We start from the raw sequence: 18,558 nt of genomic DNA, 5'->3' as shown, positions 1-18,558 counted from the left end.
ATTTCTATGGGGATATTACCAACATATCTATTAGTTACAAATTAACATTATAGGGTTCTTAGTTGTAAGATGCGCTATTAGCAACATCTTGTCTGTTACCGGTTATTTGCACATGCTTAAGTGTCTTAATTTTTGCTACTTGGCAATAGCCATTCTTTGATAGGCAATAACGCCCCTGAGGCATCCGTCACTTTTATGCTAGATTTTATCCGAATAATAAAATCGAAATGTAATTCATGCTGAATAAAGTCAAATAATGCGGTATCACCAAAACCTCTGTCGGCCATAACCGTGACTCTTATATCTTGTGGGAACACTTCTCTAAGCTTGACCAAATAACGCATCTTTATCATTATTTCGATTACCTTTAAGTCCATGGTGATGATGCGTTTTCCATAGTAACGGTGTATTCCTACCGTGTTTTGTTTGTATGCTCAGTACTATGCTGGAATGCTAGCAAACTCAGTCCAATCAAGATATATCAGGATTTGTTTGCGAGCACCGATTATATAAGGCACCCAAGAGGTAAATAATGACCAATCATTTAGTTTGGGATTACTGAGTAAGCGGTCAACTTGTTTTATAGATGATTTGGGTTTGAGTTTTTTGGCTGTTGCTAAGCCTTTACCAATGGCATGAATAGCCAATGATCCTTTTTTAATAACGCCGTGGGTGGCATTTGCTAAAGAATGAAAACGCTTTGCGTGCATATCATGGCCAAAAATATTAGCTATATGCTGATTAATTCTATCGTGTGTAAGTATCAGATCATTAAATGATAATCAGTAAAAAGAAACTACCACAACCTACAACCCTTGTCACATCTCGTTTTTATGAGGAGATTGATAAGGACATAATCTAAAACATATAATTTTTGAGTATTGTTTTATTACATAAAAGCAAAGATTAAAAAAAATTTATTTGATAAATATGTTATTCGTTTGTCTAGTTTTTATTTTTTTAATTTTAATTACATTGTTTAAGTATTAATTCAAAGTAATGATTTGATGTGTTTCTTCATATAACTCCCTTAACTTTAAAAGAGTTATTCTGTATTTAAGGAGGAGAGTTTTGTTGATGTATAGACTAACGGAGTAGAAAAATGTATAGCTCGAAAGTGGATTATAAAGCAACGACACGTGATGTAGTACAGTATTTAGAAGAAGATCGTATCAGCGAATATAATGTTGTCAGAAATTTATTAGAGTCTATTGATTTTGCATATTTATTTCATGGAGCAGACTATTATCAAGCGATTGATGATATTCAATATTTAACTCAGGTACAAACTGATGCAAATGATATTGAAATTGCAACAAGATTGAATCGACTTAATCATCTCATTGGGACACATGCCGACTTGTCACTTGAAATAATGTTATCGCCAGCTCCTTTATCGTCAGAACCGCTGGATCAACTTAACATTAATTTATATTATAAAGCATATGAAAAAAAGTATTCTAGTCATTATAAAGTGCACACACTTACTATTCAAAACTCAGTCACATCTCAAATTTTTAACTATTTAAAACCTCAATACCATAATGATTTTATTGGGAAAGCGTTACGTCAATTTGAACATAATATTTATCAGGTAGATAATTATTCTGCAACGACTTTTCAAGCCAGTTTAGCAACTAAAAGTTTATTAAGTGAATGTTGTGATAAAACGTCATGGTCTGAAATACACAGTATTGATCCGACTTTTTTCAATGCGTTTTCTGAAGAGGCAGCGCTTGAAATCAAACATATTATTCGTCAGTTACTTGATCCTAAAGTAGCGCCTGGTACTCCAGAATTACAGGCAGTATTATTAAAGAAAGTTAACGAAGCTTATGATGAGTCATTAGGAATTAAACTGAAATTGGATATGGATTTTGCAACGTTTGAATTAGAAAAATTAGGCGAAAAAGCTGAAAATACAATATTAACGTTACCAGAAAGTGTTGCATCTAATATCACTTGGTATGATCGTGAAACAGGCCATTCTGGGCAAGTTTTTAGACCTTCTTTATTTTCACGTATAGCGTTATTAGATTTCTTAACGCCAAGAGATATTCCCATTAATCGAGCTGGCTTGTTTAAAGATACAGCGACGGATGTTGTACATCATTTATCGAATCTTATCTCAAGAGGTGACTCAAGCGAAATGGGTGATGAGCAATGGGCAGAGCATTTTGTTTATGGCGCACGTATATCACGATGGGCAGAAGACTTTAAGAAAAGTGATACAGAAATGATGCATGATATGCAGCAGTTGTTTTATCCACTTGCTAGTGTCCCTAAAGGGGAAGCCCGAGATGCCTTACTCGCTGAAAAATTAACTCAAGTGGCTTTGGTATTTAACGCAGAGCTGACGAGTATAGACATAGAAGTCATAGATGAAGCCACTAATCAGTATCAATTTGTTTTAAATTGTCAGTTTGATGGATCAGGCAATAGTATTACTTTACCTTATCTGGGCAGTTGGAAAGTGTTTAAGTATTTAGCTTCTCAGCCTAATGGCCAATTGATTAATCATGCCGTGCTCGCTTTTAAAGATAGATTTTATGCAAAGGTTTATGATGCTGATGCAGAGTTATCTATTCCTATAGCAAAGTTGCTGGACATGATGACTGACAACATGTTACGAGAAAAAGAGGCTGATGTATTAACATCCCTTTCTCATGCATTGGTGTTTGAAGGCTTAAAAAATGATGAAAATGTTGAGTCTATCTTTTATGAAGTGAAGCATGCATTTCAAACTTTGTATTTAAATAAGACAAGTGATAAACATTTGGCTATGTGCTTTCAAGTAATTGATAAATATTGCACTAATGAGTCAAGAAAGATTCAATTTTTTGTCGATATCAGGGCCGATTTAGGAAATAATCAAGATGAAGTCGGAGTGGACTTATATTGGATAAAGCCTAGTACAGAAAACAGTGAACGAGGACAATGGCATTCTTTGAATCGTTCTTTGCCATCAAACCAATTAAGCTTATTAACTAAAGGCAAAGAAAATGGCTTATTACATAAAGCTGTATTGAGAACATTAGATCGGATGGAGAAAATGATTCATGTCGTGATAGAAAAAGCAGAAAAAGCAAAATCTATAAGAGAATATGGACAAGAAGTAGAGCAAATTGAATTGTTGAGGCAAGCGCCTATTAAGTCAAAACTAATGCATTATGTTAAAGGGGTTGGTGAGCACTTATCATATGTAAAGGAGGCGGCTGAGTATTTATTTGTTCAAGATGATCATATAACTCCTGATGTTTTAGATGGTATTTCACCTATAAATAATACTTTTGTCGTCGAATGGGCACAGAACTTCACTATTGACGGCGCTGAAGTAAGCTGATTTGAAACAAAAGATTACTCTATTGAAAGTGAGAGAATCTGGCTGCTGATAATGATAGCCAGCCAGATTGAAACTCACTAGGTTGGTGTTGTTGGTTAAGTCATTGAGTTCTAATTCTTAAGTGAATCTATTAACATTCACTCCATTGGGTATATTTCACTTTAGCTTGTTGTAACTTGTCATAGGCTTTCAACAAGCTTTGATGTTTATTAAAGCCGAGTAAATCCTTGATATCGACTAAATCATAACCTTGGCTTTCTCCCATCACATGGGATTTTGCTGCTTGATAATCCACAGTCGTGTACATGCGTATAAGTTTGGCTTCATATTCATTTAAATCATCGCCATCCATTAGCACTGTGATAATGGCTTTCACGGCATGATAAAAACGCAAACGTTTTTGTTGCGAAGCCGTGATCCCACCGGCATTAAAATCAGTGGTCCACATGGCCCAATCAAAGGCTGTTTCATGATCGTTTGTCGCCAATGCAAGTAAACACCTTAGCTCGCCAATGCGCAAGGTTGCCCAAGGAGAGCTGGCATCGACGCCAATGCCTAAAAGTTGATCTAATGGCTGGAATTCATCTAAATCTAAGGTGTCGATAACGTCAATAATCTCTTGGCTTAATGCTATATTTTGACTGTCATTGATCCACTGTTGAATAAGTTCACGCAACGCCATGGCGCGGTTATTGTTGACCCAGCTTAACTCGTATACTGGATAAATTTCAGAATACCCAGGGACCAATACTCGACAAGCATAAGTGCCTAAATGGGCGTAATCGGCGATGTATACCTCGGCGCCTAAGGCATGAAATTTATTTAGCAGCTGAGTATATTCTTCTTCGGTGTTGCCTTGAAAATTCCAGTCGTTAAACGCAAAGTCCGGCGTGGTTTTAAACAAATCCCAAGAAATAAGACCAGAAGAATCAATGAAGTGGGTTTCAAGGTTAGTGTGATCCGCCACTTCTTCATTATCAAAAGAGGGACTAGGGAAGATGTCTAAATCTTTGAGACTACGGCCTTGTAGTAACTCAGTAACGGTACGCTCTAGGGCAATCTCAAACCTTGGATGAGCGCCAAAAGAGGCGAAACAGCCTCCGTTTTCAGGATTGAATAAGGTGACGCAAATGACGGGGTATTCACCCCCTAATGAGGCGTCAAAACAGGTGATTGGAAAACCTTGCTTTTCTAGCTCTTCAATCGATTCGACTACGGTTGGAAAACGAGCTATCACATCCGCTGGGATCTCAGGAAGGGAAATTGCCTCGGCAATGATTTTATTTTTCACGAAACGTTCAAAGCATTCAGATAAAGCCTGAGTACGGGCTTCTGTTTGCGTGTTTCCGGCTGACATACCATTACTGACAAATAAATTACCCACAATATTCATTGGAATATAGGTGAGTTCACCCGTTGACTGGCGAGTAAAGGGCAGGGCGCATATACCTCTATCGGTATTGCCTGATTGAATATCCACAAGCGTGTTAAGCTCAAGCTCCCCTTGGGGATCGTAATGCTCCCATAAAGCAGGATTCATCAGTCCCTGTGGGCGAGCATCATCGGTGATGACAAACCATTTCTCATTAGGGTAGTGGACAAACTCACTGTTAGCGACTTCTTTGCCTAGGTGAAAATCTGCAAAAAAGTAATTACAGGCTAAACGTTCAAAATATTCGCCCAATGCACTGGCAAGGGCGGCGTCACGGCTGGCGCCTTTACCATTGGTAAAGCAGGCTGGACAATTTTTATCACGAATATGAACAGACCAAACGTAAGGGACTGGATTTAACCAAGACGCTTCTTCAATATCAAACCCGAGCTCTGCGAGCCTTTTTTGCATGACGGCAATGGAGACTTCTAAGGCTTCGTCTTTACCCGGAATATATGTATGGTTCATTACTACCTCTAAATAGCTAAATAGGATTAGTCGTTCATTTCACTTGGGTATATATCGACTAGACAGGGATTGTATCGCTTATACCCTCGTTACTTCAAGGTACATGTTGAAGTAACGAGGGTATGGGCATTAAAGAGCCGCAAGCATCAAAGCCATTATCCTTCATGTTTCTCTCTTTTTTTTGTCAAAAAAACCCATTATGCTGAGTTGCCATTGTGATTATTTACAATGGGCAATGACGGAGAAATTTTTGTTGGTTAATGATCTGTTCGAGAGAGATTAAGCACTTTGATAGTTTTGAATAAGTGACTGACTGCCGCAGGAGATAAAGGGATAACTATGTTGCAGCCATTAGTGTATGTGGGACGAAAAGCAAGTCGAAAAGATGGGCAAGCGCGTCGAATTGCGATTTTAGAAGCAACGTTAGCGGTCATTGTCCAAGAAGGTATTAGGGGCGTACGTCACCGTGCTGTGGCGAAACAGGCTCAGGTGCCGTTAGCGTCGACGACTTATTATTTCAGCGATATAAAATGTTTAATCAGTGATGCACTGACTTACTTTGCTGAAAAGCATTTATGGATGCGGGAAAAACTGGAACATAAGAGTTGGGGACTACTCAGTGAGTGGCCTGCACAATGTGTACAGCACAATGATAAGCAACAGCTTATTCAGGCGTTAAGTGATATAGCCTGCCATTATGTGCAAGCAAAAGTAGCACAAACAGATGATTGTATTATTGAAATGGCGTTTCATGAGGAAGCGTTACGTAATCCACAACTCGCTGTGGCTGTTAGCCGCTTAAATGAGGCCATGCTTAATAGTATTGAACGCTTTTTAAAGCAAGTGGGTTCAAAAGAATCAGCATCTTATATTGATGCCCATCAAGTATTAGGCGTGATCAAATGGTTAGAGTATCAGTATTTGGTGAACATGAGTGCGGCCCAATATGATAAAAAATACCTAAGTCGTTCATGGGGCTGTGCTTGGGCATTAAAAGAGAAAGTCTATGAGTTGAAGCAAGATAATATGATTGAGCGTCATTTTCAGCCGATTGTGAGGGCGATGATCACGAATGCGGTAGGCTGACAGTAAAATGTCCCCGTCTAGATTAAGGGAAGGGGACATTCGTTAGGAATATGCAATATTCATTATCAAAGGCTATTTACTGCACGTTTTCAGCGTCGCTAAATTCACCTTGAAACAGTACAGATGATAGATAACGTTCGGCTGCTGAAGGCAAAATCACCACAATGGTTTTATCTTTAAATTCAGGCAAAGCGGCAATGCGATTGGCAGCAACCACTGCTGCTCCCGAAGAAATGCCCACTAAGATCCCTTCTTCTTTCATGAGTCTTAATGACATTTCAATGGCATCGTCATTGGTGATGGTTTCAACACGGTCAATCAGGTTGATGTCTAAGTTACCGGGAATAAAACCAGCACCAATACCTTGGATTTTATGGGGGCCAGGCTGAAGGGCTTGTCCTGCCAATGTCTGTTGAATTACGGGTGAGTCAACGGGCTCTACCGCAACTGATGTAATGGCTTTACCTTGAGTGTGTTTTATATAACGGCTGATCCCCGTAATCGTGCCGCCTGTGCCCACGCCTGCAACGATGACATCCACTTCACCGTCGGTATCATTCCAAATTTCTGGACCTGTGGTTTTTTCATGGATTTCAGGGTTTGCAGGATTATTAAATTGTTGCAGTAATACGTATTTTTCAGGCGCAGACTGGCGAATTTCTTCGGCTTTATCGATGGCCCCTTTCATGCCTTTAGCCCCTTCTGTTAAGACTAAATTTGCACCTAAGGCTTTGAGTAACTTACGTCTTTCAAGGCTCATGGTATTAGGCATGGTCAAAGTCAATTGATAGCCTCTCGCTGCAGCCACATAGGCTAAGGCGATGCCTGTATTACCGGATGTGGGTTCGATAAGCTCTTTATCTTTGGTGAGTGTCCCTTTTTTCTCCGCATCCCAAATCATGTTGGCACCGATCCGGCATTTCACACTGAAACTGGGGTTTCGGGCTTCTACTTTGGCTAAGACATTACCTTGACTAACGCGGTTTAAGCGAACGAGTGGGGTATGGCCGATGGTTTGTGAATTATCGTCGAAAATTTTACTCATGTGCTGCTTTCCTTTTTTATGGACCCTCCAAGCATAATCACCTTGAGCGTCAATAGAAGTGATTGTTTGTTCTGCTTTATAACTTTTGGTTATTAAAAAGCAAATGTATATTCTATGTTATAAAAAAAAGCATTTTACTCATATGGTTAATGAGCATTCGCTAAAATAAGTCCATTGGATGAAATGGATATTACTAGGGATCCGTTTTTGTTAAGTATTATAGGCTTGGTTAAGAAAAGCGCATACTTTAATCTTGTAAAAAAATATGCGCTTTTTAAAACCTAGGTTACTCGGGAGCAATGGCGGGGTTTTTGAAGTTTGCGCGGTATTTATCATTCCACATGGCGGTCGCTCCACAGATGGCAACGGGCATGACAATAAAGTTAATAATAGGGATCATAGAGAATAAGGTCACCATAGCACCAAAACTAAACGAACTCCCTTTACTTTGATTCAGTGCGGTTTTCATGTCATCAAAAGGCACTTTGTGGTTGTCAAAAGGGTAATCACAATATTGAATGGCCATCATCCAAGCGGTAAATAAGAACCATAATACTGGGGCAACTGTTTGTCCTAATAAGGGCACCCAAAATAGGATTAAAAATACAATTGCGCGTGGAATATAGTATTTTAGTTTTATCCATTCGCGAGACAGTGTTCGAGGAATGTCCTTAATGACATCCATGTTGGAACCTGTATTTAAGGGCTGGCCTGATAATAATTGTTCGACCTTTTCGGCAAGCAGGCCATTAAAAGGGGCGGCAAGCCAATTCATCACCGAACTAAAAACAAAGGATGACACGACCAAGAGTGTGATAATGGCAAGGGGCCATAAGATGAAGTTGAGCCAACTTAAATAACTGGGTAATTGTGCAGAGAGCCAATCAAACACATGGGTTAATTGATTAACGGCAAGATAGAATAGACCGCTAAATAAAATCAGATTAATCAGTAAGGGGATAAACACAAAGCGGCGCAGTCCTGGGCGTTTAATTAGGCTAAATCCCATTAGGAAATAATTGACGCCCGTTTTTTGGTTGATGAGATTTTGAGGTTTCATATCGTCCATATTCATTGAATTTGATACTAAATGCCTAGATTGTGTTCCACTCGTCCCTTGAAGACAAGTTAAAAGCGCAGATCCGCCAATAAAACATGACAAATTAGGGCAGGCTTTGGTAAAGTGCAGGGATATTCTTATTTTTATCTATACTTGCATTATCCAAGGGAGCTTGAATGCATCATTTTGAGTACATTAGCCTTTTAGAATATGATGCCGTTTTGAGTTCTGACATGACCGACACACTGACAAAATGAGACTCAAACAGATAAAGTTGGCAGGATTTAAGTCGTTCACTGATGTCACTAAAATCCCTTTTATTAACCCACTGACAGCGATTGTTGGCCCGAACGGCTGTGGCAAATCCAATGTGATTGATGCCGTAAGATGGGTGCTGGGTGAAAGCTCGGCTAAAAATCTGCGTGGTGAGGCCATGACAGATGTTATTTTTAATGGCTCCAGTGCTCGTCGTCCTGTTTCTGTGGCCAGTGTTGAACTTTCTTTTGAAAATATTGATGGTCGCCTCTCTGGTGAATATGCGAGTTATCAAGCCATTGCGGTTAAACGTCAAGTGAGCCGAGAGGGCGATTCCAGTTATTTTCTCAATGGACAAAAATGCCGTCGCCGCGATATCACCGATTTGTTTATGGGAACGGGGTTAGGTCCCCGCAGTTATGCCATTATTGAGCAAGGCACTATTTCAAGGTTGATCGAGTCTAAGCCACAAGAGCTGAGAGTCTTCATTGAAGAAGCGGCAGGTATTTCACGTTATAAAGAGCGCCGCCGAGAAACTGAAAATCGCATGCGCCACACGAGAGAGAACCTAGAGCGATTAAGCGATGTGCGTATTGAGCTTGCTAAGCAATTAGAAAAACTCTCTGAGCAATCCAAAGTTGCCCTTGAATATCGGGAATTAAAACAGGCTGAGCGAGAGCAAGAGGCTCAGTTATTAGTGATGCGTTATCAAGAGCTTCAAACGCAAAGTGATACGTTAACCTCTGAGCTGGGTCAAGCGGAGTTAAATTTGGCCGCCGAATCCGCTAAATTACAAGCGCTGGATTTATCCTTAACCCAGTGGCAAGTGACATTGAGCCAGCTTGATAAAGATGAGCAAACTCAAGTCGAAGCCTGTTATTTAGGCAAAAATCGCATTAATCAACTTGAGCAAACCTTAACTCATCGTCAGCAACAAGAGCAAAACCTCCAATCTCGAATGACGGAACTGAATGCATCCATTGCGCGTTACCAACAAAAAAATCAGCAAGATGAACAAGCGCACGAGCAACTAATGGCCAAGATCTCTGAGCATCAAGCTGATAATGAGAGCAGTTTGGCGCAATTGAGTGTGCATAAAGCTTCATTTGCTCATTTAAATGAGAAGGTATCTCATTTAAATGGCGCCTTGAAAGCGCAAAATGAGCTTGTTTCTCAACTGACATTATCTTTTGAGTTGGCCGGTAAACAGCATGAACACCACCAAGTGATTTATGCTCAAAAACAGCAACAACTAGATAAAACGGCTCAGCAAATACAACTGTTACAGATGCGATTGACCCAAGATGGTATCAGTGAGTTTACCCTGCAATTAAAAGATAGTCAGCGTGAGCATGAGAATTGCGTTGCCTTAGCACAAGACCTTCAAGGGCAGATCACATCTCAAGAGCAGTCTACACTGTCTATTCAAGCTGAAAAAGCGACATTAGATCAGTCATTAGCGGAGAAACAGGGTCGATTAAGCCTAGTGACGCGTTTATTACACAGAGAGGATCCTGTTGCAGCAGAACAAGCCTTATGGCAGCAGCTAGAGGTGAAAGCGGGTTGGGAAAAAGCGGTAGAATTGGTGTTTGATGGATTACTGAAAATGCCAACGCTCGTGGGGGCAAACCAAGAAGGCTTTACGCTACATGATGTGTATAAAGATGAGGTGGTGCAAGCTAGAGTCAATCTTTCGCCTTGGTTGAGTCAGGTTCATTGGATTAGCGATAAATCAGCCGCTTTAAGCTTGTTACCTGAACTGAGCAGTGATGACATGATGGTGACTGCTGATGGTTTCATGATAGGACACGGTTTTGTGCTTAAGAAACTATCAGGTAATGGAGATGTGGCTTGGGTGCAACTCAAGCGTGAGCAGAGTGAATTAACTCAGCATGTGAAAGAGTTAGCGCAAGGGTTGGTACAAATTGAGCAGGCCTTGCAAGACACGCAAATGGTTTTATCAGAGTTAAAAGAACGTCAAGTTGAGAATAATGAACGCTTGCAAACCCGCCAGCTGAGCATGGCATCTTTGACATCAAAAATAGCCGAAAGGGAACAACAGATAGTCCATAATCAAGCGCAACTTGAACAGTTAACCCAATACAGTCAAAGCTTGAATGAGGAGATGGCGCTAGAGCAGTCGGCGATAGACAAGTTGTCCTTCGAGTACGGTGAGTTGCATGACCGTCTCGGTATTGAACAAAATAAACAACAGCAATTAGAAGACACAAGGAAGGTCGAACAATGTCAAGTGAATGAACAAACAGCTTTGCTGACTCAGTTTGAGACAAAATATCAAAAATCGTTAAGTCAATTACAATTACTGAAGATGCAGTTAGCGGTCAATCAACAGAAAATGGAGCAACAGCATTCAAACATTAAAGAGTTGCAAACGACAAAATCGAATCTTAAGCAAACGCAGTTTCAACAAGGTACGAGTGCCGAGAGTGATAATACAGAGCAATTGCAACTGAAGCTTTCTAATGCGCTGAGTGAACAAGCATTAAAAGATGAAAAGTTAACCGAAATCCGTGCTCAACAAGCCCACATTCAGTTGTCTTGTGATAGTGTCACTCAAGATAGAAAGCAATGGTTGACTAAAGTGGATGGGTTGACGCAATCCATGAGTGGGATAAAATTGCGTCGAGAGGGAATTAATGGACAAATTGATAGTCAAATACGTTTACTAAAAGAGCACAATATTGATGTGTCCAGTGTGATGGAGAATATCGATAGTCAGTATTCGTCACATAAGCGTCAAAAAGATTTGGGGGTTTTACGACAACGCATTTCAGCCCTCGGGGCCGTAAACCTTGCTGCAATTGCTGAGTTTGAGCAACAAAGTGAACGAAAAAACTATTTAGATAGTCAAGATCAAGACTTGAATCAAGCATTAAGGAGTCTTGAAGCCGCGATAAACAAAATTGATAAAGAAACCAAAGTTCGTTTTAAAGAAACCTTTGACAAGGTGAACCAAGATTTAGGGCAATTATTCCCTAAAGTATTTGGTGGGGGCAGTGCTTATTTAGCATTGACAGACAATGATCTGTTAGAAACAGGTGTCACTATTATGGCAAGGCCGCCAGGTAAAAAGAACAGCACGATACACTTGCTGTCTGGTGGTGAGAAAGCGTTAACAGCATTATCTTTGGTTTTTGCTATATTTAGACTGAATCCAGCGCCTTTTTGTATGCTTGATGAAGTTGATGCACCATTAGATGATGCCAATGTCGAACGTTTTTGCCGTTTGGTGAAAGAAATGTCGCAAACGGTACAGTTTATTTATATTAGCCATAATAAGATCACCATGGAGCTGGCAGATCAACTTATTGGCGTTACTATGCATGAACCCGGCGTGTCACGCATAGTTGCGGTAGATATTGATGAAGCGTTAGCCATGGCTGACGCAGAATAAACACAGGAAAGACAGGGTAGCCAATGGAAAATTTGCAACTGGTATTGCTTATATTAGGTGCGATAGCAATTATCGCAGTGCTTGTGCATGGTTTTTGGTCCATTAGAAAACAGCAACCAAAATCATTAAAAGAAGCGTCGAATAAAGGGTGTTTTACAGATAAGTCCGATCGAGATGCAGAAGGCTTTGATGCTGATGGGATCGGGAAGGTAAGGGTAAGTAAAGCCAAACCGCTTGCGTCATCGAGTCCATCTGTTGCTCAGCGTGGAAAAAATGTCCCTGCAGGGCGAGGGAAAAAAACAGCGATTAAACCCACTCAAGATAATAAGAGCCTCTATCAAGGAGCCGCTCCAGTTGTAACAAGAGCGCATACCGATGATGCAGACACGAGTTTAATGACAGGCGCTGAACGCTTGAGCACTTCAGAGCCTGTTGCCTCTCAGCATGAGTCTTTAGCTGAACATCAGGTTGATATTGAACATTTAACCGAAATGCCTGGTATTTCTGAGCCCTCTTCTTCCGAGAAAAGAGCTGCTGAGCAAAGCATGCCAGCTAACCCTCTGAGTCGTCGACATGTGGACACTGTGGCTTCTCAAGATGCGCTACTCTTTGGACATGAAAATGAAGCGCTTGTTAACGAAGAGCAAGCCCAGCAGGAGCAGCACTTGCCGAATCAATCTCAGCACTGTGCCTCACCTTCAACAGATGAGGAGCCTCAAGCTGCCACTGCGGAACATCAGTCAATTCATTCCCAAGGGGAGCAAGATGCGTTGGCAGAGCCTCAAGATGTCCTTGTTTTGCATGTTACGGCCAAAGAAGGAGATACCTTTAATGGTGCAGAGTTACTACCTTGTTTATTGACTTTGAATTTTAAATTTGGTGATATGAATATTTTTCATCGTCACCAAGACAATGCAGGAAAAGGGCAAGTGTTATTTTCACTGGCGAACATGGTGAAACCTGGGATTTTCAATCCCGATCATATGGAGCAGTTTACGACTCAAGGGGTCGTGCTTTTTATGACCTTGCCTTGCCATGGTGATGCGTTAATGAATTTTTCAATCATGCTAAATTGTGCGCACCAAATTGCCGATGATTTGCAGGGACAAGTACTGGATGGCGGCAGAGAATTATGGGGCGAATCCACTAAACAAGCGTATTTACAGCGTATAAAAAATCAATTAGCGCTATCGGCCTAACCCTCCTATTTCTTTATTTTTTAAAGGCTGTGCGATAAGCACAGCCTGATTCATTTTTTGGGATTGAACTTAATGAACTCAGTACAAACTGAAATGGCGGCATTGACACAAGAAATCAATGCTCATAACTATCGTTATTATGTGGATGATAATCCAAGTATTCCAGATGCTGAGTACGATCGTTTGATAAAACAACTCACCGCCCTTGAGCAGGCACACCCTGAGTATCGCCTTACTGATTCACCGACTCAACGTGTGGGTGGAGCAGCCCTGTCAAAATTTGATCAAATACCCCACCTAAAGCCCATGTTAAGCTTAGATAATGTGTTCAATGAAGCTGATTTTGATGCATTTAATAAACGCCTGACAGACAAAATGGATCAGACACTCACTTATTGTTGTGAGCCCAAACTGGATGGCTTAGCGGTCAGCATTGTTTATCGAAAGGGCATTTTTGAGCGAGCTGCAACACGGGGAGATGGGTTAGTCGGTGAGGATATCACTGAGAATGTACGAACGATTAAGGCCATCCCCTTACGCCTGAGAGGCGATGATTTTCCGCCGTTATTAGAAGTGCGGGGAGAGGTGATTATGCCGCAAGCGGCTTTTGATGCCCTCAATGAAAAAGCCAAAGTAAAAGGGGATAAGTTATTTGTTAATCCTCGTAATGCAGCGGCGGGCAGTTTGAGGCAATTAGACAGCAAAGTGACCGCGAGCCGTGCCTTGTCTTTTTATGCTTATGCATTGGGGGTAGTTGAGCCACAGGCGTGGCCATTATCATCCACGCATTATGGTCAACTTGAGCAGCTTAAACATTGGGGCGTGCCGGTGAGCCGTGAGGTGGCATTGTGCGAAACCCCGAAAGCGGTGATGGATTACTATACTCGCATTCTTAGTCGCCGAGATAATTTAGGGTTTGAAATTGATGGTATGGTCATTAAAGTCAATGACATCAATGCCCAACAAGCATTAGGGTTTGTGGCGAAAGCGCCGCGCTGGGCCACCGCGTTTAAGTTTCCAGCCCAAGAAGAGATGACCTTATTAGAAGGGGTCGACTTTCAAGTGGGACGAACGGGCGCCATTACGCCAGTGGCGAGGTTAAAGCCCGTTTTTGTGGGGGGAGTCACGGTATCGAACGCGACGTTGCATAATGCCGATGAAATTGCCCGCTTAAATGTGAAAGTGGGTGACACCGTGATTATTCGCCGTGCAGGTGATGTTATTCCGCAAATTGTGGCTGTTGTGCTTGAAAAGCGCGCTGCTCAACGACAAGAGGCTGGGTTACAAGAGATTCAGTCACAAGAGACTCAGTTACAAGAAGCACAAGAAACTAAAGCACAAGAAGCAGGGCTACAAGACATCGTATTTCCTGAGACATGTCCCGTGTGTGGCAGTGATATCGAACGCATCGAAGGGGAAGCGGTGGCGCGTTGCACGGGGGGCTTGTTTTGTGAAGCCCAGCGAAAAGAAGCCATTAAACATTTTGCGTCACGTAAGGCACTGAATATCGATGGCATGGGCGATAAAGTGGTTGAGCAGCTCATCGATAAAGAGCTGGTGCAAAGCCCAGCCGATTTATTTCATGTGTCAGCATCGGCCATGACCATGCTAGACAGAATGGGCGTAAAATCGGCCACTAAACTGGCCAGCGCTATTAATGATGCTAAGCAAACTACCTTTGCTCGATTCTTGTATTCTTTGGGCATTCGTGAAGTAGGTGAAGCCACAGCGGCCAATTTAGCGGCGCACTTTAAAACCTTAGACGCCCTCACAGTCGCGACTGTGGAGGCATTAATTGAGGTGGAGGATGTCGGCGCAATTGTGGCTCAGCATCTGGTGCACTTTTTTAGTCAGCCTCATAATATTGAAGTGATCGATAAACTTATTGAGGCGGGGGTGAACTGGCCTGCCATTGAAGTGGTAAATGATACGGCGTTATTGTTAAAAGGACAAACTTGGGTATTAACAGGGACCTTAACGCAATTGAATCGAAATGACGCTAAAGCTCAGTTGCAAGCACTTGGTGCGAAAGTGGCTGGCAGTGTATCGAAAAATACCGATTGTTTAGTTGCTGGTGAAGCCGCAGGGTCAAAATTAACCAAAGCCCAAGACTTAGGAGTGAAAATTATTGATGAGGCGGAGTTAATTGAGGTACTGGCCGCTAATGAGTAAGGATTGGCTTTACTGACTATCAAGTTTGTGATGATCCCGTTTAATCCATCATTAAATGATTCGTGCTGATCTTAGTTGATGGGGAGTGGCTCATTGATTGGCGAATAGTTAATGAAGAATTAATGATTAATTAATGATTAATTAATGTTTGGCGGAATGAATGCTAGTTTAGTGAGGCCAATGTTTTTTTATTCGCTTATTGAGTCAATTGATTGAATAAAGGCTTATATCAAAGCCAGTGACATTGTGTGACTGGCTTTTTTAATGGAAAAATAGACACAAAAATGTTCTGAGTCGTAAAGCAGAAACGGATGCTTTTGTGACATTGAAAGTGGGTTAGCGTATTGGGCACTGGCTTAGTGATAGTTTAATAAGTGCTTACTGCGCACTTGGGCCATGTCTCAGGTGATCCCCTTTTAATGTCAGGAGGACGTTCAATGAAACCATTTTATTGTGTTTATTTGCTGCTTATTTTTATGTTTTCGCCAGCCGTTAACGCGCTGGATAGTCAATCATATCAAAATCGAGTGGATGAAATACTCACTCAATCCTTAGTTTCCCCAAACCATGACAATATGCTGGCACTAAGCTATCAAGGCATAGAGAATTCGGCCATGGTTGAAGCTATGATAGCTAATATACAAACCGCTGGGATCCCCGATTTTGGCCTAATCAAACTCATACGTATTTTACTCAATTCCGATCAGTATGATGATCGTATTTTGACGGGCATTGAGCATTTCCCGTATTGGATCAGCCAAGGCGAGAAAAAATATCAGTATTGGTCTGAAAATCATATGATCATGTGGATGTCCAGCGAATGGTTATTGCATGAGCACTTTGGTCGAGCCCCAACACCAACGTTAGCACAAAGACTAAGGCATTATTTAGACTTAAAAGTCGCTCATGGTTTTTATGAGTTTAATTCTCCCGTGTATTATAAATTTACCTTAGCGGGCTTACTCAATTTAGCGGATTTTGCCATAGATAGCGAAATTAAAGCCAAAGCTGAATTAGCAGCACAAAAATTGCTCAAACAGTTTTTACTCTTTACCACAGAGGCGGGCACTTTCGCGCCAACGGCGGGCCGGGGCTATACCGAGCATTATCGAAACCCAGGTAATCATGGCTTGATTTATTTACTTACAGGCATAGGCAGTGTGCCACAAAATCCAGGAATGGATGTCAGCTTTTTGGCCACAAGTGCTTTGGATATGACGCCAGTGCTTGATTCTTGGCAACCACAGTTTTCGGGGCAATTTGTCAACGGTCACTCATTAGGTGAAAGTTTTAGCTTAAATAGCCGCCTCAATCGTGAAGATAGAACGGTATTTCAGTGGAGTATGGGGGGCTATTTTGCGCCTTCGGTTGCCGAAGATACTTTGTGGACCATCAATCATTATGATCTCTCACAGCATGAAGCCTTTAAAAATTTTGCTGGTATTCCTAATGCTTTGCAATGGTTCGCCGATACTGCCGCGACCATAGGTGCGACTTTTAGTCGCAGCTCAGTGCTCACTGGCACTAAGTTGAATGTTTTTAAACATGCGGGCTCAGCATTGAGTTCAATGGATAATTACTGGGGTGGGTATTATGGCTATCAGCAATGGCCGATTATTGCAGTTGCAGATGATGTTGCCGTTTGGCCGTTATCGGGGAATGTGGATGACTGGCAAACCTACCGACCTTATACGGCCAATACCCACTTACCGAAAGTATTCCAACAAGATAATTTAGCCCTTATTTTATATTGGCCCAATACGGAGATAAGCTTAGCGAATACTTTTGGGCTGGGGGAGATCAGCACTAAAGTGAATGTCTACTGGCCTGAGAGTGAGTTTGATGAGTGGCAGCAAGAAGGCCGCTGGCTTGTGGGTCGCAAAGGTAACAGTTATGTGGCCATGTTTCGAGATTGTACCGATAAAAACAATGGTATTTATAGCTGCAAAGGTGACAGAGGCAGACAAATGTGGGGCAGTTATGTCGGCAATGTACAAACTCATGGCAGTTACAGTGCCTTTGTTGATGTTATTCGTGCCTCCAGCTATAAAGAAAGCTATACATGGAACTGGAAAGAATGGCAGTTTCAATACTATGGCCGCATTTCCGTTGGTGATAAAAGCTTAAGCTATACGTGGAAATAACGCATTTTTACGTGCATCAAGTTATAAAAAGCTATACATGAAAATCATGTATATTTAGCATGAGCACACTTATGGTGTACATGGCAGTGACAGCGGTTATTCCTTGATGTGATAACCGCTCTTCTTACTCGCTTAGCTGCTAACTTAGGTTCATCCTTTCCTTTTCCCTTCTTCTTATTATAAGCACCTATTAGACATTGGTATTGAATTGCTTTAAAAACAGCCTAATATCAAACATGCTTGTTGCAAGTGTTTAACGAACCGCTATTATCCAACCCCTCTAAAACTCATGGTTAACATTTGTTTCTATATGTCACTGTATATCTCTATATGTTGCAGTCAATTGCCACATATTGCGGGTCAAGTGGCATGAGTGTGGGTTTTATTATTATAGCTTTATTGTATTAGTTAAATGGAACAAAAGGATAACAATGAGTATGTTAAGCGTTAATAAACTATCAGCTAGGTTAGCTAGGTTAGCTAGGTTAGCTAGGTTAGCTAGGTTGATGTGGTTGGGGAATGTGAGCAATACGTTGAAAGCCTGTCTTATCATTTTTGGACTGTGTAGTGCCTTTGGGGCGAGCGCAAAATATGACGCGAATAAAGTGGGTGTGGTGACCGCTGTGGTTACTTATGCCCACACAGATATGATTTTAGTTGTACTTGATAAGATGCCGGAACATTCAACCTGTAAAACGACTTATTTTGCGATAGAAGCAAAAACGCCTGCCGATCGTCGTCAGCAGATGTTAGCGCGTTTATTAACTGCCTTTGCAACAGGGAAGAAAACCAACATTGGTTATGATGCAAAAGGAGATTGTGCTAATGGGTATATTCGCCTTTATCGTGTTGGCTAATGTTTAGCTGCACTTATGACACGCTTGGCAGGTGTTGAGATAGCGTCTCGACTCAGTGAGTGTCCGCGCCGAGTCTAAACGT

The 18,558-nt window shown here is 41.4% G+C and carries 12 protein-coding genes; 7 read left to right on the top strand and 5 right to left on the bottom strand.

Translation table 11 applies throughout. The features are described 5' to 3' along the window. Positions 1-125: 125 nt before the first annotated feature. On the bottom strand, positions 126-353 hold the full coding sequence (locus Q0779_RS12455; RefSeq protein ID WP_298772992.1) for a hypothetical protein: 228 nt from the start codon (positions 351-353) through the stop codon (positions 126-128). Between the two features lie 87 nt (positions 354-440). Further along, complete coding sequence (locus Q0779_RS12450) at positions 441-710, bottom strand: hypothetical protein (RefSeq protein ID WP_298772991.1); 270 nt, start codon at positions 708-710, stop codon at positions 441-443. A gap of 392 nt (positions 711-1,102) precedes the next feature. On the opposite strand from Q0779_RS12450, the gene Q0779_RS12445 reads away from it, so the two are divergent. Continuing rightward, the gene (locus tag Q0779_RS12445) at positions 1,103-3,343 is read left to right on the top strand and encodes a hypothetical protein (protein ID WP_298772990.1); all 2,241 of its coding nucleotides are present in this window, start codon (positions 1,103-1,105) and stop codon (positions 3,341-3,343) included. A 130-nt stretch (positions 3,344-3,473) separates the two neighbouring features. Here Q0779_RS12445 and ycaO read toward each other — a convergent pair whose 3' ends face one another. After that, positions 3,474-5,243: a 30S ribosomal protein S12 methylthiotransferase accessory factor YcaO gene (gene ycaO / locus Q0779_RS12440; protein ID WP_298772989.1), complete on the bottom strand. Its 1,770-nt coding sequence runs from the start codon at positions 5,241-5,243 to the stop codon at positions 3,474-3,476. 339 nt (positions 5,244-5,582) lie between these two features. On the opposite strand from ycaO, the gene Q0779_RS12435 reads away from it, so the two are divergent. Beyond that, entirely contained in the window at positions 5,583-6,329 is a 747-nt protein-coding gene (locus Q0779_RS12435; RefSeq protein WP_298772988.1) for a TetR/AcrR family transcriptional regulator, read from the top strand. 76 nt (positions 6,330-6,405) lie between these two features. On the opposite strand, the gene cysK is transcribed toward Q0779_RS12435, so the two are convergent. Together cysK and cysZ are read right to left on the bottom strand one after the other, a co-directional pair. Then, a complete protein-coding gene (gene cysK / locus Q0779_RS12430) occupies positions 6,406-7,374 on the bottom strand; it encodes a cysteine synthase A (RefSeq protein ID WP_298772986.1) in 969 nt (322 codons plus the stop codon). Positions 7,375-7,660: 286 nt separating this feature from the next. After that, on the bottom strand, positions 7,661-8,434 hold the full coding sequence (gene cysZ, locus Q0779_RS12425) for a sulfate transporter CysZ (RefSeq protein ID WP_298772985.1): 774 nt from the start codon (positions 8,432-8,434) through the stop codon (positions 7,661-7,663). A gap of 253 nt (positions 8,435-8,687) precedes the next feature. On the opposite strand from cysZ, the gene Q0779_RS12420 reads away from it, so the two are divergent. From Q0779_RS12420 to Q0779_RS12400, 5 genes are all read left to right on the top strand, one after another. Further along, positions 8,688-12,104, top strand: a complete 3,417-nt coding sequence (locus tag Q0779_RS12420; protein WP_298772984.1) for a chromosome segregation protein SMC — start codon at positions 8,688-8,690, stop codon at positions 12,102-12,104. Positions 12,105-12,127: 23 nt separating this feature from the next. Then, entirely contained in the window at positions 12,128-13,303 is a 1,176-nt protein-coding gene (gene zipA / locus Q0779_RS12415) for a cell division protein ZipA (protein WP_298772982.1), read from the top strand. Positions 13,304-13,375: 72 nt separating this feature from the next. After that, complete coding sequence (ligA, locus tag Q0779_RS12410) at positions 13,376-15,475, top strand: NAD-dependent DNA ligase LigA (RefSeq protein ID WP_298772980.1); 2,100 nt, start codon at positions 13,376-13,378, stop codon at positions 15,473-15,475. Positions 15,476-15,912: 437 nt separating this feature from the next. After that, a complete protein-coding gene (locus Q0779_RS12405; RefSeq protein ID WP_298772978.1) occupies positions 15,913-17,619 on the top strand; it encodes a hypothetical protein in 1,707 nt (568 codons plus the stop codon). A gap of 431 nt (positions 17,620-18,050) precedes the next feature. Next, positions 18,051-18,476 (top strand): hypothetical protein, encoded by a 426-nt coding sequence (locus Q0779_RS12400; RefSeq protein ID WP_298772977.1) that lies wholly within the window; start codon positions 18,051-18,053, stop codon positions 18,474-18,476. Positions 18,477-18,558 lie beyond the last annotated feature (82 nt).

The organism is uncultured Shewanella sp. (assembly GCF_947491715.1).
Lineage (GTDB): Bacteria > Pseudomonadota > Gammaproteobacteria > Enterobacterales > Shewanellaceae > Shewanella.
The sequence above is the reverse complement of the archived record's forward strand: the minus strand, read 5'-3'. Positions and strand labels throughout refer to the sequence as shown.